Origin of the sequence: Amycolatopsis kentuckyensis (assembly GCF_041679295.1) — a bacterium.
GTDB classification, from domain to species: Bacteria; Actinomycetota; Actinomycetes; order Mycobacteriales; family Pseudonocardiaceae; genus Amycolatopsis; species Amycolatopsis kentuckyensis_A.
In genome coordinates this window covers 359071-376410 of sequence record NZ_JBGDMD010000002.1, presented here as the reverse complement: position 1 = coordinate 376410, position 17340 = coordinate 359071, and the positions used below count along the sequence as shown (strand labels likewise).

The 17340-nt window shown below is 66.2% G+C and carries 20 protein-coding genes; 4 read left to right on the top strand and 16 right to left on the bottom strand.

Annotation, left to right across the window (positions count from 1 at the left end; translation table 11 throughout):
* Window positions 1-43 precede the first annotated feature (43 nt).
* Window positions 44-328 (top strand): hypothetical protein, encoded by a 285-nt coding sequence (locus tag ACERZO_RS07850; protein ID WP_372663772.1) that lies wholly within the window; start codon window positions 44-46, stop codon window positions 326-328.
* 204 nt (window positions 329-532) lie between these two features.
* A complete protein-coding gene (locus ACERZO_RS07845; protein WP_086683841.1) occupies window positions 533-781 on the top strand; it encodes a hypothetical protein in 249 nt (82 codons plus the stop codon).
* A 68-nt stretch (window positions 782-849) separates the two neighbouring features.
* On the opposite strand, the gene ACERZO_RS07840 is transcribed toward ACERZO_RS07845, so the two are convergent.
* On the bottom strand, window positions 850-1626 hold the full coding sequence (locus ACERZO_RS07840) for an isoprenyl transferase (protein WP_167379616.1): 777 nt from the start codon (window positions 1624-1626) through the stop codon (window positions 850-852).
* A gap of 113 nt (window positions 1627-1739) precedes the next feature.
* On the opposite strand from ACERZO_RS07840, the gene trhA reads away from it, so the two are divergent.
* A complete protein-coding gene (gene trhA, locus ACERZO_RS07835; RefSeq protein WP_372664587.1) occupies window positions 1740-2381 on the top strand; it encodes a PAQR family membrane homeostasis protein TrhA in 642 nt (213 codons plus the stop codon).
* Between the two features lie 27 nt (window positions 2382-2408).
* Here the strand turns inward: trhA and ACERZO_RS07830 are convergent, their stop codons facing one another.
* The 14 genes from ACERZO_RS07830 to ACERZO_RS07765 form a co-directional block, all read right to left on the bottom strand.
* Window positions 2409-3644 (bottom strand): tyrosine-type recombinase/integrase, encoded by a 1236-nt coding sequence (locus ACERZO_RS07830; protein WP_372663769.1) that lies wholly within the window; start codon window positions 3642-3644, stop codon window positions 2409-2411.
* Between the two features lie 25 nt (window positions 3645-3669).
* The gene (locus ACERZO_RS07825) at window positions 3670-3855 is read right to left on the bottom strand and encodes a helix-turn-helix domain-containing protein (protein WP_247018703.1); all 186 of its coding nucleotides are present in this window, start codon (window positions 3853-3855) and stop codon (window positions 3670-3672) included.
* A gap of 14 nt (window positions 3856-3869) precedes the next feature.
* A complete protein-coding gene (locus ACERZO_RS07820; RefSeq protein WP_372663766.1) occupies window positions 3870-5474 on the bottom strand; it encodes a replication initiator in 1605 nt (534 codons plus the stop codon).
* Window positions 5474-5860, bottom strand: coding sequence for a hypothetical protein (locus ACERZO_RS07815; protein ID WP_372663764.1), 387 nt, complete (start codon window positions 5858-5860; stop codon window positions 5474-5476). The genes ACERZO_RS07820 and ACERZO_RS07815 overlap by 1 nt, the downstream gene beginning before the upstream one ends.
* Window positions 5857-7410: an FtsK/SpoIIIE domain-containing protein gene (locus tag ACERZO_RS07810; RefSeq protein WP_372663762.1), complete on the bottom strand. Its 1554-nt coding sequence runs from the start codon at window positions 7408-7410 to the stop codon at window positions 5857-5859. Before ACERZO_RS07810 ends, ACERZO_RS07815 begins: the two co-directional genes overlap by 4 nt.
* Before the next feature lie 335 nt (window positions 7411-7745).
* Window positions 7746-7997 carry an AMED_5909 family protein gene (locus tag ACERZO_RS07805; RefSeq protein ID WP_372663760.1) on the bottom strand — a complete coding sequence of 84 codons (252 nt, stop codon included), beginning with the start codon at window positions 7995-7997 and terminating at the stop codon, window positions 7746-7748.
* Window positions 7978-8253 carry a hypothetical protein gene (locus tag ACERZO_RS07800; protein ID WP_372663758.1) on the bottom strand — a complete coding sequence of 92 codons (276 nt, stop codon included), beginning with the start codon at window positions 8251-8253 and terminating at the stop codon, window positions 7978-7980. Before ACERZO_RS07800 ends, ACERZO_RS07805 begins: the two co-directional genes overlap by 20 nt.
* Before the next feature lie 243 nt (window positions 8254-8496).
* On the bottom strand, window positions 8497-8943 hold the full coding sequence (locus ACERZO_RS07795) for a hypothetical protein (RefSeq protein WP_372663756.1): 447 nt from the start codon (window positions 8941-8943) through the stop codon (window positions 8497-8499).
* Between the two features lie 34 nt (window positions 8944-8977).
* Complete coding sequence (locus ACERZO_RS07790) at window positions 8978-9250, bottom strand: hypothetical protein (RefSeq protein ID WP_372663754.1); 273 nt, start codon at window positions 9248-9250, stop codon at window positions 8978-8980.
* A 105-nt stretch (window positions 9251-9355) separates the two neighbouring features.
* Window positions 9356-9913: a flavoprotein gene (locus ACERZO_RS07785; protein WP_372663752.1), complete on the bottom strand. Its 558-nt coding sequence runs from the start codon at window positions 9911-9913 to the stop codon at window positions 9356-9358.
* A 4-nt stretch (window positions 9914-9917) separates the two neighbouring features.
* Window positions 9918-11153, bottom strand: a complete 1236-nt coding sequence (locus ACERZO_RS07780; protein ID WP_372663750.1) for a helix-turn-helix domain-containing protein — start codon at window positions 11151-11153, stop codon at window positions 9918-9920.
* A 52-nt stretch (window positions 11154-11205) separates the two neighbouring features.
* Complete coding sequence (locus ACERZO_RS07775) at window positions 11206-12450, bottom strand: hypothetical protein (RefSeq protein WP_372663748.1); 1245 nt, start codon at window positions 12448-12450, stop codon at window positions 11206-11208.
* On the bottom strand, window positions 12447-13031 hold the full coding sequence (locus ACERZO_RS07770; RefSeq protein ID WP_372663746.1) for a DUF4365 domain-containing protein: 585 nt from the start codon (window positions 13029-13031) through the stop codon (window positions 12447-12449). The genes ACERZO_RS07775 and ACERZO_RS07770 overlap by 4 nt, the downstream gene beginning before the upstream one ends.
* An 801-nt stretch (window positions 13032-13832) precedes the next feature.
* Entirely contained in the window at window positions 13833-14306 is a 474-nt protein-coding gene (locus tag ACERZO_RS07765) for a carboxymuconolactone decarboxylase family protein (protein WP_372663744.1), read from the bottom strand.
* Window positions 14307-14599: 293 nt separating this feature from the next.
* On the opposite strand from ACERZO_RS07765, the gene ACERZO_RS07760 reads away from it, so the two are divergent.
* On the top strand, window positions 14600-15403 hold the full coding sequence (locus ACERZO_RS07760) for a DUF2382 domain-containing protein (protein WP_372663742.1): 804 nt from the start codon (window positions 14600-14602) through the stop codon (window positions 15401-15403).
* A 46-nt stretch (window positions 15404-15449) separates the two neighbouring features.
* Here ACERZO_RS07760 and ACERZO_RS07755 read toward each other — a convergent pair whose 3' ends face one another.
* Entirely contained in the window at window positions 15450-17339 is a 1890-nt protein-coding gene (locus ACERZO_RS07755; RefSeq protein ID WP_372663739.1) for an acyl-CoA dehydrogenase family protein, read from the bottom strand.
* Between the last annotated feature and the right edge of the window lies 1 nt (window position 17340).

Below are 17340 nucleotides of genomic sequence, written 5' to 3'. Positions count from 1 at the left end.
GGGTCAGGTGGCGCGGCCACGAGGGCCGGGTGCCGGCCCCCTCGTGCGTCTCGTGGGCGGCTGCGCCGCCCCCTCGATCACCGTCACGACCAGGGCCTCCCGCGAGGACCCGCACGGAACGCGTGCCCTCTCCTCGGAAGGTACCCACGAATGCCGGATCGCGCAGGGAGCCAACACGGTGATTCGCCAGATCGTCACCTCACTGTCGGTCGTCCGACATCGACGCCTCGTGACGGTGACGCTGCGTCATCGACCTCTCGATCGATGCACACCCATCGGAATGATCTTGGAGAAATTGCTGACCCGTCGTATTCACAAGATCGATTGACGTGCTTTTACCACGTCCGGTTGCGTGCCGCATTTCGCGCCACCAAGAGAGAACCGGTCCGAGTGAAAGCGCCTGCTCCAGGCTCACACAATGGGCGTACAACCCGGACGAGACGCCAGTTCGACAGGTAATTTTCTCACTGCGGGACACACCACCGGACCCCCGGTGCCCCAATCCCAACAGTTCTACCTAGGAGTGTGCGAAGTGCTGAAGAAGGCTGGTTTCGTCGCGGCCACCGCTGCGGGCCTCATGATGATCGGCAGCACCGCGTTCGCCGCGACGGGCGACACGACGGGCACCCCGGACCCGACGTTCGGCGACGCCTACGCCACGTTCATCGAGGGCGGCGGCGCCCTGGGCTACGGTGCGGCCTCCCTGGTCGCGGGTGCCTACACGGGCATCGCCACCACCCCGGCGCTGATCCTCCACTCGCTGGAGCACCACCACCACTGAGTGTGGCTTGCGAAGGGCCCCGGAGCTCGCTCCGGGGCCCTTCGGCGTCTTCCGGAACCTCGGGAATCTCAGGAACCGAAGCGGCGGTGGCGCCAGGCGTAGTCGCGCATCGCGCGCAGGAAGTCGACGCGGCGGAATGCCGGCCAATACGCTTCGGTGAACCAGAATTCCGAATGCGCGGACTGCCAGAGCAGGAATCCGGAAAGCCGTTGTTCACCAGAAGTCCGGATGATCAGGTCCGGATCCGGCTGCCCGGACGTGTAGAGGTGCTCGGAGATGTGGTCGACGTCGAGGATCTTCGCGAGTTCGTGAATGGTCCGGCCCTCGTCGGCGTGCTGGAGCAGCAGCTTGCGCACGGCGTCCGCGATTTCCTGGCGCCCGCCGTAACCGACCGCGACGTTGACCTCCATCCCGGTCCGCCCCTCGGTGCGCGCGGCGGCTTCGCTGAGTCGCTTGGCGACATCGCTGGGTAGCAGGTCGAGCGCGCCGACGATCCGCAGCTGCCAGCTCTTGCCCGGCGCGGCCAGCTCGTCGGTGACGTCGGTGATGATCTTCAGCAGCGGCGTGAGCTCGTCCGGATCGCGGTTGAGGTTGTCGGTCGAGAGCAGCCACATGGTGACGACCTCGACCTCGGCCTCCTGGCACCAGCTCAGGAAGTCCGCGATCTTCTTCGCCCCGGCCCGATGGCCGTCCGCTACGTCCGAAAAGCCCGCTTCACGAGCCCAGCGGCGATTGCCGTCGAGCATGATCGCGATGTGCCGGGGATGCCGGCCGGCGGCCTGCTGGATGAGGCGTCGGCCGTAGACGCTGTAGACGACGTCGGACAAGAAAGAACGCACGCTCACGTGGAGGGAGCCTACGCACCCGGTGTGAGGCGCGTGACTCGACCGCTGCCGGGGAACCTACGGTCCCGTAACCTGGACGGGTGAGCGTGCAGACGGAACCACCCGAGCCCGTAGTGGACCTCCGCCCGCGGTTGCGAGGCCACATCCACTTTTGGACGTTCTTCGGCGCCTTGGCCGCCGTGGCGGTGCTGGTCAGTTTGGCCGCGACCACCGTGTCGCCCCTGGCGACGTTGGCCACGTCTGTGTACGGGTTGACGATCCTGGGGCTTTTCGGGGTCAGCGCCTTGTACCACCGGCGGTTTTGGAGTCCGCGGGCTTACAAGTGGATGAAGCGTGCTGACCACTCGATGATCTTTCTCTTCATCGCGGGGACGTACACGCCGTTCACTTTGTTGGCCATGTCCCAGCCGACTGGGTACGTGATCCTTTCCATTGTCTGGGGTGGGGCTGTTCTCGGGGTTGCCCTCAAGATGCTCTGGCCGCATGCTCCGCGGTGGCTTGGGGTTCCCATCTACATCGCTTTGGGTTGGGTGGCCGTTTTCGTCTTCCCCGAGCTTTTGGCCCACGCTGGGGTTGCCGCGCTGGTTTTGCTTTGTGTTGGTGGGTTGTTTTATACTCTTGGTGCTGTTTTTTACGCTGTGAAGTGGCCTAATCACTTCCCGGATACCTTTGGGTATCACGAGTACTTTCATGCCTGTACTGTTTTGGCTGCCGCTTCGCACTACATCGCGATCTGGCTGGCCATGTACGCCTAGCTGCGGGTTTACCCTTGTGGATCTTCCTCAGGCCGCCGCCAGGCCGTCTCTGAACAGGGCGTCGACGGCGTTGCGGGTCCGCTCGTGGCTGGTCGGCAGCAGGTGCGTGTAGACCCGCAGCGTGAAGCCCGGGTCCGAGTGGCCGAGGTAGCTGGACAGCGCCTTGATGGACTCGCCCGCGTCGAGCAGCACCGAGGCGTAGAGGTGACGGAGCGCGTGCATCCCGTCCGCCCGGGTCGGCTTCTCGATGCCGGCCTTCTTGAGCGCAGGTAGCCAGACGCTCAGTCGGAAGCTGCCACGCCTGAACGGCAACCCGTCGTAGTCGACCATGAGCAGCTTCACGGTGACCGGCTTGCCCTCGGGGTGGACCCACGGGAGCGTGATCTCAGTCGCCGGGAACCGCTCGGCGTACTCGTCCAGGGCGGACAGCAGCTCGCCGCCGATCGGCACTTCTCGCGTCTTGCCCCGCTTCGGCGGCGCGAAGCACAGGACGTTGTCGACGATCCGGACCTGCCGCTCGATCTGGGCGACGTTCCGCTCCCGGTCAACGTCGTCGAGAGAGAACCCGAACACCTCACCCTGCCGCAGCCCGATCCCGGCAGGAATCCGGACGACCGGCTTGAACCGGACGGGCAGCGCGTTCAAGACGGCTTGCGCCCGCTCCGGACGCCAGGGCTGTACCTGCCGCAGATCCGCCCGGGGCCGAGTCACGCTCGACGCCTGGGCCGGGTTGCTCACGATGAGCTTGTCCTCCTTCGCAAAGCTGAGGATGGACACGAGGTGGGTGAAGTACAGGACCCGCGAGCGCGTGCTCACCCCGCGATCCTGGAGCCAGCGAAGCCAGGCTTGGACGTCGCTGGGCTTGATCGCGCCGATGGTCTTCGCCTTGAAGAACGGCTTGTGGTGGTTGGCGAGACGGCTGATCACCCGCTCCCGGGTCGTGTGGTCGAAGGTCTGCGCGGCGACCCACCGATCCGCGACGACGGCGAAGAGCACGCGGCCGGCCTGCGGGTCGACGTACTTGCCCTCCCGCTTGTCCGACTCGACCTCGATGAGGAAGTTCTCGGCGCGCTTCTTCTGCTTGTCCGCGAACGACTTCGAACGTTCGTTGTTGTCGGGGTCGAGGTACCGCACCTTGTACCGCAGTCCGATGCCGTACAGCTCGGACCTCTCTATCACCGGCTTGTCCTTGTCGTTGAAGAGCAGCCGTCCGGTTTCCGGGTGCCGCGCCTGGCGGTACCACCTGTCCTGAATGTGTCCCATGTGGATTCTCCTTTCTCGAAATTGTTTAGGCGGCTTCGGTGGCCCAGGCCCGCACGGCGGCCGGGTTGTAGCGAAGGTGCCGGCCGATCTTCTTCACCGGCGGACCCTCGCCACGCCATTTCCACTGGTAGAGCGTTTTCACCGGGACGCCGAGGTAGTCCGAGACGTCCTCGACGGACCAGAGGCGTTCGATGCTGTGGACGTTGTTCATGTGCTCCCCCTTTGTCACGCCGCGAGCTGAGTTGCCGAAGTTTCTGGATCACTCCCCGGTGGCCCAGCGGCAGCGAGTAGTGCCCGGTCGTACTCGGCCTTCCACGTGATCCGCTCGGCGATCGCCCGCATGACCAGGTGTGGCCGGGGCGGAACCTGCGGGTCGCCGGGCTCGACCTTGCGCCAGACCAGCCGGGTCGGGTCCGGTTGTGGCTTCTCGATCCCGATCGCCGCCAACGCCTGCTGAACGAACGCCTTCCGGTCGGCTTTGTGGTCATCGAGGGTCTTGCCCGACCACTTCCGCGACACCAGCACCCGCCGTCCCGGCAGCCCGAGCGTGGTCCGGCGATGAGCCCGTCCCTTGCAGTGGCCCGGTGTGGTCTTGCTGCCCGCGCCCTTGGGCTGGACCCCGTAGAGCAGCCAGACCGCGCACCGGGGCGAGCACGGCGTCACGGACAGTTCGGCGTGCAGCCGGTCGTGGTGATCCCGCAGCCGCGCCGTGTCCGCCTCGACCACCTCACCGGTGGACTTCGTCAGGTACTTCGTGAGGTAGCCGATGTGGCGGCCGGCCTCTTCGGTCCCGCCGAGGACGCCCTTCGAGTGCACCTGCCGCCCGAACGTGGCGACGTGCGCCGGGTCCTCGACCTGGTCCACCGCGTCATCCCACGACGTCAGCGGTTCCCGGGTGTCCGGGTCGAGGAACATCCGGGCGTCGCCGTCCCAGACCGGCAGCCGCTCCGTGTAGATGACCTGGTCGTGGTTGGGCCACCAGACCTGGTGATAGGTGGCCTCGGTGACCTGGCGGATGACGTCGTGCGGGATCGCCCCGCGGATCGCGGCGTGCAGGTGCGGAGCCGTGCGCTTCTGCGGCTCGACTGTCGCGAAGTACTGCGCGTCCCAGCCGACGACGCGGCGGAGGTTCTGCCACCACCGGTCCACCAAAGCGGAGAAGTGCACCGCGTCCCGAGCGGCCCGCCGGTAGTCATATCGACTCGGGTCGACCGGTGCCCCGTCGCGGACCGGGCCGTAGGAGTCACAGGTCAGCGTCACGAACATCGACGGCCGGAACTTACCCGCGTACTCCCTGCCGACGGTGGTCTTGGCGACCTTCTGCCGGGGCAGGTTCGGCGCGTCCTGGCGCCGCTTGGTCGACCGCTTCACGGCACGCTTGGCCGGCAGGTCGAGGGCGGGCAGGCGGCCGCGCATGCCGAGTTGCCGAAGTTCCGCGTCGACCCCGGTGATCTCCTCCCGCAGCTCGTCGGCTTCGGCCTGGTCGTGCTCGACCACCTCCCGATAGGCCGCCACCAGATCGGCGCGGTAGGTCAGCAGCTCTTTGTGGTCCTCCGAAGGGGGTTCCAGGGTGAGGTCGGGTTCTTCGGTCATGTGCCAGCCCTCGCGGCACTGGGCTTGCCGAAGCGCCTTGGCCTTCCGGGCGCAGGGCAGGCACACCGACTCGACGGTGGAGCCGCAGGGCACCGGGACGTAGCGGAGTTCGCCGGTCTCGGTATCGCCGACCTCCATCGTGAACGGGCGGACGCAGACGCCGTGCTTCTCCGCCGTCGCCCGAATCACGTCAGCTGCCAGCGGTGCCCGCATCCGCTCCGCGCGTGTCTCACTCATCAGGCCGCCACCTCCCCCGGCGACGACCAGCCACGCAGCAGGAACACCGGCATGTCCTGCTTCGCCCCGGCCGGGAGGTCCGGGAACACGCTCGGCTCGAACCGAACCACCCCGAACACCACGACCGGAATGCCGCACGGCGTCCGGCCGGTGATTGACAGGTGCACCCACCGCCCGTCGACCAGCCGCCACAGCCGGGCCGAGACATCCTCGAGCGTCTGAGTCCACACCAGCAACGCCCGAGCCACCTCCGGCAGGCCGTCGACATCCAGTTGGACCGTGATCGGGCTCGACCAGGCATTGACGTCGACCGACGCGGCAGGCGGCAGCTGATACGAGTCGAGGTGATCACGGATGGCATCGAGGAAAATCAGCAGCCGGTTCACGCGGCCACCCCCTCACCGCCGTGCCGCAAATCCGCGACACCCCCGTTGGTCACATACGCCTCCAGCGCCTTCACTGTGGAGTCGGAGACCCACCCGGCCCGGACGCGCAACGGTTCACGGATGCCCTCGCCCCACACGTAACCGACACCGGCCTCCGAATCGCCGATCCGGTTCGCCCACGCCCCGCGCTCATACGCCCCGTCACCGAGGACCATCCCGACGTGCGTCTTCGAGGTGACCCGCAGACAGACCCGGCGAGTGAACAGCTCGCGCACCGGGACGGTGTCCTTGGTGGGCTCCTGCACGTAGCCACGGACCGAGATTCCCAGCGCCCGCCCTTGCGTCGTCAGCAGCGCGACACGCTCCACAATGGCCTCACGAGTCTTGCGATCCGTGTACTTCGTCAGCGCGCCGATCTCGTCGAACTCCAGCAGCTCCAACGGATACTCCGTCGACACCGGGATCGTGCGCAGCCGACCGGCGAACGCGCGCTTGCGGGATTCCATCTCCTCCACCAGGCCGTCCAGCAGCTCGACCGCGTCCTTGCCACCCACCGCATAGCGGGAGAAGATCCCGCGCCCGTAGGCCAGTTCCATGCCCTTCGGGTCGATGCCGGACATGCGCACCACCCCGGCCCGGATCGCCGACGCGGCCGCTACCAGCGGGCACCACATCACCGAGTTCTTGCCCGCCCCGGAGGCACCAGCGGTCAGACAGTGAGCACCCGAGCCCAGCAGCGGAACGCGCCAGTCACGCCCGTACTCGGTCCGCCCGGCCCAGACGTTGCGCAGGTCCACACCGGTCGCGTCGACACCTTCCGGGACCTGAGGGCCGGCCACACCGCCGCCGAGCAAGTCGCGCCGCTGGAAGTCGATGGACACGACGTTGGGGGCCAGCTCGCGGACCTGGCAACGAGTGACCTTCCGCGCGACGGCCAGGGCACGGGCGGCGTCGTCGAAGTCCTCGGGCTTCTGCCCCGGCACCAGCTCCACCCGCACCTCATCCCACGAGGCACCGGAACGAACGCCGAGCACCTTGGGCAGCCGCGCGTTCGCCCGGTTCGACGTCGACCGGGACAGCGCGCGTCGACGGCCGACCAGGTTCACGTTCACCACCACCGGCAGCGCCTCATCCCGCACCGACAGGCCACAGGCGTGCAGCCACTCCGGAAGCTTCCGGCCGTACACCGCCCACCGCGCCCACCAGGAGCGCAACAACCGCCAACACCACTGATCGAACGAGACGGCGTCGATTGCCCACCACGTCAGCAGCACGGCCGCGAGGCCGCCGAGGGTGATCGCCAGGGACAGCCAGCCGGCCAGCTCGCACCAGGCGTAGACCGCGACGACAGCGAGGCTGGTACGCCACCGCGTCACGACCTGCGCGAGCATCCAGACCACGGCCTTGCACAGCCACCACAGCGCCACGAACACCACAGCCGCCGCAGCCAAGCCTTCGACTACGGAGGCCACGGCGCGGCCGATCTTGTGCAGCACCCACACGCCGAGCCCCAGACCGGCCAGGGCCACTACAGCGAAGCCGGGAGACATCACCGACCACCCCGCTTCACGCCGAGGTCCAGCGGCAGCATTCCCAAGCAGGGGGCGCATTGGGTTTCGCCGGGCAGGAGTTTGGCGAAGCGTTTGCAGGAGGCGCAGCGCGTTCGGGTGACCCCCGTTGACGCCCGCCGGTTGTCATCGTTTAGCGTTGTCATTGTTCACTTCCGCTGGTTGTGGACAGCGCAGGAGCGGCAAGGTTGGTAGCCGGTTTCCGCTTCTGCGCCTTAACGGATCACACGCACCCACATCAGGACGTGCTTCATCGCCGCACGTCATCGCGTGCGTTTTTCGCTACTACTGTTGACTTTCCAGTCGTCTACATGCGACTAATCAGCAGGCTTACCCTCCGTTTGAAGGTTCGCCGAGATCTCACCCGCTTTCCGTTCCTCGTATCCGGCCCAGTACAGCGCCTCGTGGTGATGCCCCCGGTCGACGTCCGCGACCGCCTTGTAGAGCCGAGCGTTGCCCAGGCGGAACGCCAGCCACACCGACGGGTTCGCGTCGTTGGGCGGCCGGCGGTCCATCACGACCTCGTGGGCGTCGCGCAGCGTCTTCGGATCACCCTTGCGCACGGTCATGCCTCCCCGCGCGGGCTTCGAGCAGCGCCGCCAGTTCGTCGGCGTGGTCGCGGAGCTGGCGAAGGAATGCCACGCAGGCCGGCCACGTCTCCTGGTCCTGCGGAGGGACCAGCGTCAGCACGAAGGGCATCCCGGCCAGCACCAGGACCGGCGGAGAAGACTGCTCCGGGCCGGTCTCCTCCACCGTCACCTCGATACCCGGGCCTACGGCCCAGCGCACTCCCAGCCCGTCCATCACGGCCGTGTCCTGCTTCACTTGCCCAATCCCTTGCCAGCTCGGCGAACCCTTCGGCCGCCGACTCCAGTGCGGCCACGCACCACCACGGCAACCCGCGCGTCTGTGCCAACTCGTGCCACGCCCGAGACACCCGCCGGGCAGCGTTGGCCGTGTTCGTTGCACTCACCGGCGACAGCACTGAGCGCCCGTGCTCCCACGCGGCCATGTAGTCCCGATACGCCTGCTCCCACGCCTCGACCCGCTCGCGGAAGCCCATCCCTGTCACGCGGCCTTCGGCGTCTCACCGGACCCACCGGACCGAGACGACTTGCTCGCGGCCTGCTTGAACCCGGTCGCGCGGAACACGTAGGACTGGTACTTGAACTCGCCTTGCCCCGCCACCTTCGGCTCAGCCGTCAGCCCCTCCAGCTCGATCGGCCGCATCCCCGGCAGCGCCTCCGACGTCGTCGGCACCGGCTGGACGTCGGCCAGGAGCGTGATTTCGAAGGACGCCCGCTTCGCCCGCGTCTCGGCCGGGTCGGTGACCATCACCTTCCACTGCCGCTTACCCGTGATCTCGTCAACCCGCTGCCGCACCGGGCGATTGGCGGCCCGGTCCTCCCGCGACTGGTATTCGTTGTCGGGCGACACTTCGCCCACCATGACGAGTCCCTGCGTGAACGCGTCGTCGAAGTCGATGCTGAACCGGTGTCCCTTGTCGATAGCCATGCTGATTCCCTTTACTCGTATGGGTTTCTTGCGCTCAGTCGCGCTCTTCCGACCACTGGTCGCCGACAGGAGAGGAGTAGGTGCGCGTGCGGTTCTGCGTCTCGCACCACTCGCCGAACTCGTTCGCGGCCACGGCGAGGCTCCGCGCGAACCGCGCGGTGTCCATCAGGCCGCCGATCCGAGCCGGTACCTGGATCATGATCGCGGTTTCATCGCCCCCGGCCACCAGTTGGCGGACTCCCGGGGAAGGTGACACGACGGCAGCGCCGTATCCGACGAGGGGCTGAATCACCACGTGAATGCCCATGTGTGCTCTCCCGATGTCTCGGCTTGAGCGCGTCCGATTGGGCGCGCTGAGACCAGGAGACACCCGGGTAAGGAAGATCACCCGGACAAACTGTCCGGGTCGGTTCTAGCGGTCGGCCGGAACGGCCTTCTCGATCGCATCCAGCATGGCTGACCACGGCAGATCCCGGCCGGGAGCGGACCGCGGTTCGTGCAGCGGCCAGACGTCTTCACCGTAGAGCAGGTCCACGCCCACCCGCTTGAGGTTCTCGATGTGCATGGTCCAAAACGGCTGACGTGCGTGAGCCGCGTTGACGCGCGGGAACACGATCACCGGCAGGTTCAGCGTCCCGATCGCCTCGTTGACCTGCGTCAACGCCTGGTTATCGGCGATGCCGAGAGACATCTTCGCGACGAAGTTCGCCGAGGCCGGCGCCACCAGGAAGCAGCTCGGCGGCGGGTGCGGACTCTTCTCCGACGGCGAGCGGGGCTCGACCCGCACCGGATAGCCGGTGGCCTGCTTGATCTCGTCGAGCTGCCCGGTCTCAGCCAGCCAGCGGCCAGCGGTGGGCGTCAGGGTGACCGAGACCGTCCAGCCCGCTTCCTGGGCAGGGCTGATCAGGCGCGGAAGCAGGTTTTCGACCCCGCCGGCCCCAGAGGCGACCAGCCCAAGAACTCGCGACATGTGGCTACCTCACCGCGCCGCAGCGCTCGGCCAGCGCGAGCAGCGCCGAGGACTTGCCAGCCGTGGCCGGGGCACGCCGGTACATGGACCGCACGACCTCGCGGACCATGGTGTTGTGCCGGACGATGGTCGGCGATTTCTGCTCGGCCCGTAGGAGGACTTGAAGCGCATCGTCGTCCTTGGCGAGCAGGCTGAGCGCCCGGGCGAAGTCGATAAGGTGCGTGACCTGGCGTTCCACGGGTAGGTGATCGACGTTGACGCGCGGCGCGGTCTCGATCACCTGGCTCACGTCGCCGAGGTCCAAGGCAGCCGACAGCCGGTGGAGCTCTACGTTGGCCGGCCCGAACCCGGTCTGCCAGTAGTTCGCGTCCACGCCCAGCTGGTCAGCAGCGGTTTCCGCGTGCCCGAGGAGGTCGTTCGCGGTGGTCCGGTCCTGGTGTCGCGCCGCTGCGACAGCCGTGCGGAGGTAGAGCATCCCGTACAGGCTCAGCGCAGCCGGATCGCCTTTTGCCATCCTCGGCAGCAGCCACTTCGCCGCGACGTCGCCCAACTCAAGCGCGTCATCGAACCGGCCCACGGCCAGGAGCGCGTGTGTGCCGGACCGGGCCGCCGAGGCAAGGACCAACGGGTCGTCGGAGTCGTCGGCCGCCTGCATGGCACGTTCGGCAGCGATCCACGCGAGGTCAGCTTCGCCAATCTTGCTCAGCGTGGTCGCGGCCAGGTGGTGCACCCGCGCCGAGATAGCCGCACAGGCCCGCTTGTACCCGACGTCGTCCGACGAAGCCGCCTCCATCGCCTGCGTGGTCTTGATCAGGCCCGGCAGCGCGGTGACGACGCGGCCAAGGTCACCCTTCTGGTAGCTCGACCAGGCACCCTCCACCAGCTGGCGGACCGGTTGCGGGTCGATGTACTCGGGCGACATGGCGGAGGAGAACAACGTCCGCGACAGCCGGCGGGGAGCCATCAGCGCGTCCCGGATCGCCGGGACGTCGTCGTGCTTGTCCTGCTCTTCCATCAGCACAGGCTCGCCGAGCAGGTCGCCCAGCGTCACCCTCAGCGCTCGCGCCAGGTCGGCCAGGACGTCGAGCCTGCGGATATCCCGCTCACCGCGCTCGATCTTGCTCAACCAGTCCTCGGTACGGCTCACCAGGTCAGCAAGCACCGCCTGCGACAGCCCACGCCGCCGCCGGTAAAACGCGATCCGCTCCCCGATGCTGAGCTGGTCACCCGCACCTCGCATGCCTTCAGACTACATCAATCGGAGACACAAGGAATTACCACGGACAACCTTGTCAGAAGTCAAACCTTCCCTGATTTGCCGGATCCTCATCAGGCAAGCCGACCTGCATTTCGGGTATCGGACTATCCAGAAGCATATCAATCGGACCAATTACACCTTGAATATTGGCATTGTAAAGCCAACTAATCATACCGTCGCGCTCAAGGTTTCCAAACACTCGCAGCGCGAGATCTTCTTCATGAGCCCTGGTCGCAAGATGATATTGACTTTCATCTTCAAGGCGGACGCGATACTTTCTTGACGGAGAAGTTAAGGTCTCCAAGCCAAATACGCCAGGCCCTCCGGCGTGCTTTTTAGTCAGCAGGTGAACTCTACCAATAATTGTAGTTGGAATTGCCCCCTCTTCGCTAACACCCAACCGAGTCGAGGCTGACTCAAGAACAGCTGCATCACTTCCAGTGAACTCGAATATGGTTGGCGAATTATCGGACCCAACGGGTTGCGCAGGATCCCACTCCACAACTATCTCGCCGCCGTCAGAATCCTTAGTTACCCCATGCAGGGCAACCGTCAAGTCATAAGATAAACCTTGCTTGACTCCAGCCTCAAAACCAGAGAGCGAACCGGAAGACCGATAATGGTCGATAGCCTCAGACGTAGCCCCTAATGCTTTTGCGACCGCCGACGTCACCCCCCGAGAAGAGATCGAATCGATACCAGGGAGCGTGGCTTCTTTCGGCTGAGATCCCGATATAGGTATTTCGGAGTTCGTCGGCGCATAGGCGGTCACAATGTAGCTGCCGATAGCAGTTTGGCCCATAAGTACCGAATCAAGGTATCGGCCGGCAAACTGCCCAAGACGGTTGCTATACCTACGAGCGCGTTCCAAACGCGATTTAGCTCCCGCAACAAGTGTAGCCCTTGCCGCAGCTATCAAATCTTCGCCTTGCTTCCACGAAATCAAGCCAGACGGCGCTGAGTTTTCTTTTCTGAACCTAAACGTATCGGCGGGCTCTGAACCGAGACGCAAAGAGATCGTAGCCCAGGTGTCTCTAAACTCTGATTCGCTTATCTCAATTAAGGCTGCTTGCATCAAGTCAATGAACTCTGGAGCGCCGCGATCGAGCGGAATTAGAACAGATCTAATTCCTGAATTAATTCCAGGTGGCGGCGCAATCCTGTTATAGACATCACGCCTCCCCCCGACAACTCGCCACCCGGAGTTCTCAAGAAGTACCACGAGTCGACTAGGATCAATACCTGCGACTCCACGAGGAGGATTGAGGTCGTTAGTCACAACGAACTCTCCCCTCTATCTATCTTGTCCAGAATTTCCGTCAAAGCATCCGCATCAAAAACGTTCTTTGTCGGAATCTTGACAGTCGGCGACGCTACCCCATGCGGCGCAGTCTCGCCCTCAAGGCTCCGCCAGTAGCAGCAATACTGAACACTCAAAGAATCATGAGAACCCTTAGACCAGTCAGCCTGAACAGGCGAGGTAGCCATGACCACCAGAAGAACCTTAATCTTCTCGCGGCGCATGGCCAATTTATCGAAATAGACGCGCTTCTTCAGCTGATAAGAAAATGTCTCTTTACTGAGATCAGGACGAATCTGAGTAGTGTTCTTAAGTTGCAAGTAGACCGACACTTCTTCAGTACCCGGGGTCGCACCGTCCCGCATGACTAGAAGATCAGCTCCGAACAGATCGCGTCGCTGCGGCTGGACCGTACAGCCAGCCGTTGCAGCCACAGCTAACACATACCCCTCTTGCAACTGCTCCATGCAATCAGTAAAGGTTCGCTCGATGACGGGTTGGATTCTCGCATTTTCCGGCGACATCCGCACCCCCGTCATCGTGTCGACAGCGTCACTCATGCTAGTGACCGTCGTATGGGTTAATCAACATAATGTTGCACTCGTTGCCGAATTTGGCTCTATCGGATCAAGGGCGCGCCGCCGCTGGCGGCGCGCCTGTCGCCTACGTAGCCCCTCACCTAGGCGGCCGCATCCGCTTCCGACACGGCGGGCTGCCGCTCCGCTTCGCCCGCCGGCCGGGCGGTGCGGCCGCCGGCGGGTCACCTGGCGTAGCGCCGCGCGGCAGCAGCACACGGGTCCCCTGAGCCATCCCCGGCCTCCTCGACGAGCTACAAGCGGTGGTGACATTCGGGTCGTTCGTGACTCGATCTCTGTTACGCACCGTCGTGAGAGACCTCCATCCCGACGCCCGATCGTGACAACGGCCGGTAGCACCGCGTCAAGACGATGAGCGTGTCTTGACCCGGCACCACCGGCCGCGTGGAGGCTTCGTATCGGGATGCAGGGCAGGGTGTGGCGGGGTCCGCCAGGCCGTCTCCAGGCCGTCAGAGGTCAGGAAGAGGCAAGCACCCGCGAGAACTGATGACAGACAAAACCGCAGCTCAGCGCACCTAAGAGGCAGGAACGCCGAGGTCGAGAAGTACCCCGGAGCAGATCATCGCGATCTGGCTGGCCATGTACGCCTGAGCTGGGTGACTCCCTTCATCCCGATGCCCGATTGTGACTACGGCCGGCGGCACCGCGTCAAGGCGGGAAAGATGCCTTGACCCGGCGTCGCCGGCCGTGTTCTGGCTTTGGATCGGGATGCAGGGGCGGGGCTGGATGCCGGTGCTCGGGTTTTGCTGCCGGCTGCCCGTTCTTCTAGCCGAACATGCCTGGCTGGTATTCGCCTGCCGGGTTCTTGGCGATCACGTTCAGCCTGTTCCACGTGTTGATCTCCGCCACCAGGCAGACCAGGGCGCCGATCTGCTCGTCGTCGTAGTGCTTGCGGACCTGGTCCCACGTCTCGTCGCTCACTCCTGTGTGGGCGTCCGCCAGGCGGGTTGCTTCCTCCGTCAGGGCCAGGGCCGCGCGCTCGGCCTCCGTGAACACCACCGCTTCTCGCCAGGCCGCCACCATTGCCAGGCGGACCGCCGTTTCGCCGGCCGCTGCCGCGTCCTTCGTGTGCATGTCGAGGCACATTCCGCAGCCGTTGATCTGGCTCGCCCGGATCTTCACCAGCTCCTGCGTCGCCTTCGGGAGCGATGACTCCTCGATCGGCTTCGATGCCGCGATCAGGCGCTTGAAGAACTTGCTCGTGACCTCGTTCTCGAACATGTTGAACCGCGGTTCCATGACCGTTTCCCTTCGTCGTGTCTGCCCTCTTGACGAGGTCCGCGACCACGTTGTGACAGCGCCGGAAGTGGCGCCGGTCACATGCACACCTTCGCGGCATCACCCACCGTCTTGATCACCGCTTACACACCCCTTCCCACCTGGGGAAATCTGCCGGAACTCGCCAGCGGACGGCGTCTCAAACCACCACTTTCCGGGGTCACCCACGGGGACACCACGACGGTTGCCGTGATCACCACCGCGTTCCACGGTGGCTTCTACCAGCACCGACGCGCGAAAGGAGCAGCACCGCGATGGCCAAGACCATGCAGCCCCAGGAGCTCATCGACAGTGCCGTGGTCGACCCGGCCGGGAACAAGCTCGGGAAGGTCGGCAACGTCTACCTCGCCGACGCCACCCACCAGCCGGAGTGGATCACCGTCAAGACCGGCCTCTTCGGCACCAAGGAGAGCTTCGTCCCGCTCTCCGGCGCGCACACCGACAAGGACGGCGTGCACGTCCAGGTCGACAAGGACGCCGTCTCGGACGCGCCGCGCATCGACGCCGACGGGCACCTCTCCCCCGAGGAAAGCACCCAGCTCTACCAGCACTACGGCCTGCCCGTGCCGCGGACGTCGCCGGACGGGCGGATGGGCGATCGGATGGGGGACCGGACCCAGGGCCGGGATCCCGCCATGGGTGGCCGCGGCCGCGCCGGCATGGACGCCGGGACCCGCGGGAGGTCCGACAAGGACGCCATGACCCGGTCCGAGGAGCGGCTGAACGTCGGCACCGAGCAGGTCGAGACCGGGCACGTGCGGCTGCGCAAGTACGTCGTCACCGAAGAGCAGCAGGTCACCGTCCCCGTGCGGCACGAAGAGGTGCGCATCGAGCGCGAGCCGATCAAGGACGGCCAGGGCGGGACCGACATCGGCGAGGCCGAGCAGGACGTCGTCCTGCACGCCGAGAAACCCGTCGTGCGCAAGGAAACCGTGCCGGTCGAACGGGCACGGCTGCGCAAGGAGACCGTCACCGACGAGCAGACCGTCTCCGGCAAGGTCCGCAAGGAACAGTTCGAAGTGACCGACGACGAGGGCAAGAAGCACCGCCGGTCCTGACGAACGCGCGGGGGTGGCCGGTTCCCGACACCGGCCACCCCCGTCGTCAGGCCCGCAGCATCGGCGCCGCCAGGAACTGGTCCGGGATGGCGAACGCGTCCACCAGCGCCCGGGCGTGGGGGCGCAGCTGGGCGCACAGGCCGTTCACCGCCGCGGTCACGGCCTTGCCGCGCGACGCCGTCAGGCGGCCGTGGCCCAGGAACCAGGCCAGGTCCTCCTCGATCGCCGACAGGGCGTACAGGTCGCAGACGCGCTCCAGCAGTGCTCGGGCGTCCGGGTCCTCGCAGCGCTCCACCGCCGCGGCGAACGCCTCCAGCACCAGGCGCTCCACGTGGACGCGGCCCGCGCGCAGCACGTGGTCCTGCGCCGCGTTGAACACCCCGAACGGGTCCGAAGCCGCTTTGCGCAGGCGCTTCGCCACGCCCTCGACCACGTGCTCCTCGCGGTCTTCGAACAGCCTCAACTGCCACTCGCGGCGGAAGAAGACGTCCGAGTCGGACCCTTCGGTGAGCGATTCGAGCGCCTTGCGCACCGAGGTCCGCTCCAGGATCGAGCTGACCACCTGGTCGGTGACGAACCGGGCCGTCGCCAGCGGCGAGAGGTCCTCGAAGTCCTGCTTGTAGCTGGTCAGCAAGCCCTTCGCGACCAGCTGCAGCAGTACCGTGTTGTCGCCTTCGAACGTCGTGAAGACGTCCGTGTCGGCCTTCAGGCCCGGGAGGATGTTCTCCGCGAGGTAGCCCGCGCCGCCGCAGGCCTCGCGCGCCGCCTGGATCGTCGCCGTCGCGTGCCACGTGTTCAGCGCTTTCAGCCCGGCCGCGCGCGACTCCAGCTCGCGCTGCTCCTCCTCCGGCGCCGACGAGTCGATGTCGTGCAGCTTCGACACCAGCTCTTCCTGCGCGAAGTGCAACGCGTACGTCTTCGCCAGCGCCGGCAGCAGCTTCCGCTGGTGCCCGAGGTAGTCGAGGATGACGACCTCGTCGCCGTCCGGTGTCGCGAACTGACGACGCTGCTCGCCGTAGCGGATCGCCAACGCCAGCGCGCGCTTCGTCGCGCTTCCCGCGCTGCCCCCGACGCTCACCCGGCCGCGGATCAGCGTGCCCAGCATCGTGAAGAACCGGCGGCTGTCGCTCTCGATCGGGCTCGAGTACGTCCCGTCCTCGGCGACGTCCCCGAAGCGGTTCAGCAGCGCCTCGCGGGGCACCCGGACGTTGTCGAAGCTCAACCGTCCGTTGTCGACACCGTTCAGGCCCGCCTTCGGACCACAGTCCTCGATGGACACTCCGGGCATCGGCGCGCCGGACTCGTCCCGGATCGGCACCATGAACGCGTGCACGCCGCGGGATTCCCCGCCGGTGACCAGCTGCGCGAACACGACCGCCATCCGGCCGTCACGGGCCGCGTTGCCGATGTATTCCTTCTGCGCCATGGCGTCCGGGGTGTGCACGACGAACCCGCCGCCGGTGAAGGTCGCCGTCGTGCGCAGGTGCTGGACGTCGGAACCGTGGCCGTGCTCGGTCATCGCGAAGCAGCCGAGCAGGCGCAGGTCCATGATCTCGCGCAGGTACCGCGCGTGGTGGCGCTCGGTGCCGAGCAGCTGGACGGCGCCACCGAACAGTCCCCATTGGACACCGGCCTTCACCATCAGCGACAGGTCGCCGTAGCCGAGCAGCTCGAACGACGTCACCGAGCCGCCGACGTCGCCACCGCCGCCGTACGCCGGGTCGAAACCCAGGCCGGGGCGGTCGGTTTCGGCGAGCGCGCGCAGCTGGTCGAGCACCTGGGCGCGGTGCGCTTCGACGCCGAGGTCCACCGGGTCCCGGAACTCCGCGCCGGCCATCTGCGCGCGGACCCCGCGGCGCAGCTCGGCCCAGCGGCCGTCGAGGACGGTGGTCAGCGCGTCCGGATCCACCTTCGAGGGCACTTCGGGAACGTCCACG

What these genes read in the sequence shown, in the direction of transcription:
- ACERZO_RS07830 (WP_372663769.1), bottom strand. Translation starts at nt 3,644, where the DNA reads ATGGGACACATTCAGGACAGGTGGTACCGCCAGGCGCGGCACCCGGAA.
- ACERZO_RS07825 (WP_247018703.1), bottom strand. Translation starts at nt 3,855, where the DNA reads ATGAACAACGTCCACAGCATCGAACGCCTCTGGTCCGTCGAGGACGTC.
- ACERZO_RS07820 (WP_372663766.1), bottom strand. Translation starts at nt 5,474, where the DNA reads ATGAGTGAGACACGCGCGGAGCGGATGCGGGCACCGCTGGCAGCTGAC.
- ACERZO_RS07810 (WP_372663762.1), bottom strand. Translation starts at nt 7,410, where the DNA reads ATGTCTCCCGGCTTCGCTGTAGTGGCCCTGGCCGGTCTGGGGCTCGGC.
- ACERZO_RS07805 (WP_372663760.1), bottom strand. Translation starts at nt 7,997, where the DNA reads ATGACCGTGCGCAAGGGTGATCCGAAGACGCTGCGCGACGCCCACGAG.
- ACERZO_RS07795 (WP_372663756.1), bottom strand. Translation starts at nt 8,943, where the DNA reads ATGGCTATCGACAAGGGACACCGGTTCAGCATCGACTTCGACGACGCG.
- ACERZO_RS07790 (WP_372663754.1), bottom strand. Translation starts at nt 9,250, where the DNA reads ATGGGCATTCACGTGGTGATTCAGCCCCTCGTCGGATACGGCGCTGCC.
- ACERZO_RS07785 (WP_372663752.1), bottom strand. Translation starts at nt 9,913, where the DNA reads ATGTCGCGAGTTCTTGGGCTGGTCGCCTCTGGGGCCGGCGGGGTCGAA.
- ACERZO_RS07780 (WP_372663750.1), bottom strand. Translation starts at nt 11,153, where the DNA reads ATGCGAGGTGCGGGTGACCAGCTCAGCATCGGGGAGCGGATCGCGTTT.
- ACERZO_RS07770 (WP_372663746.1), bottom strand. Translation starts at nt 13,031, where the DNA reads ATGAGTGACGCTGTCGACACGATGACGGGGGTGCGGATGTCGCCGGAA.
- ACERZO_RS07765 (WP_372663744.1), bottom strand. Translation starts at nt 14,306, where the DNA reads ATGGAACCGCGGTTCAACATGTTCGAGAACGAGGTCACGAGCAAGTTC.
- ACERZO_RS07760 (WP_372663742.1), top strand. Translation starts at nt 14,600, where the DNA reads ATGGCCAAGACCATGCAGCCCCAGGAGCTCATCGACAGTGCCGTGGTC.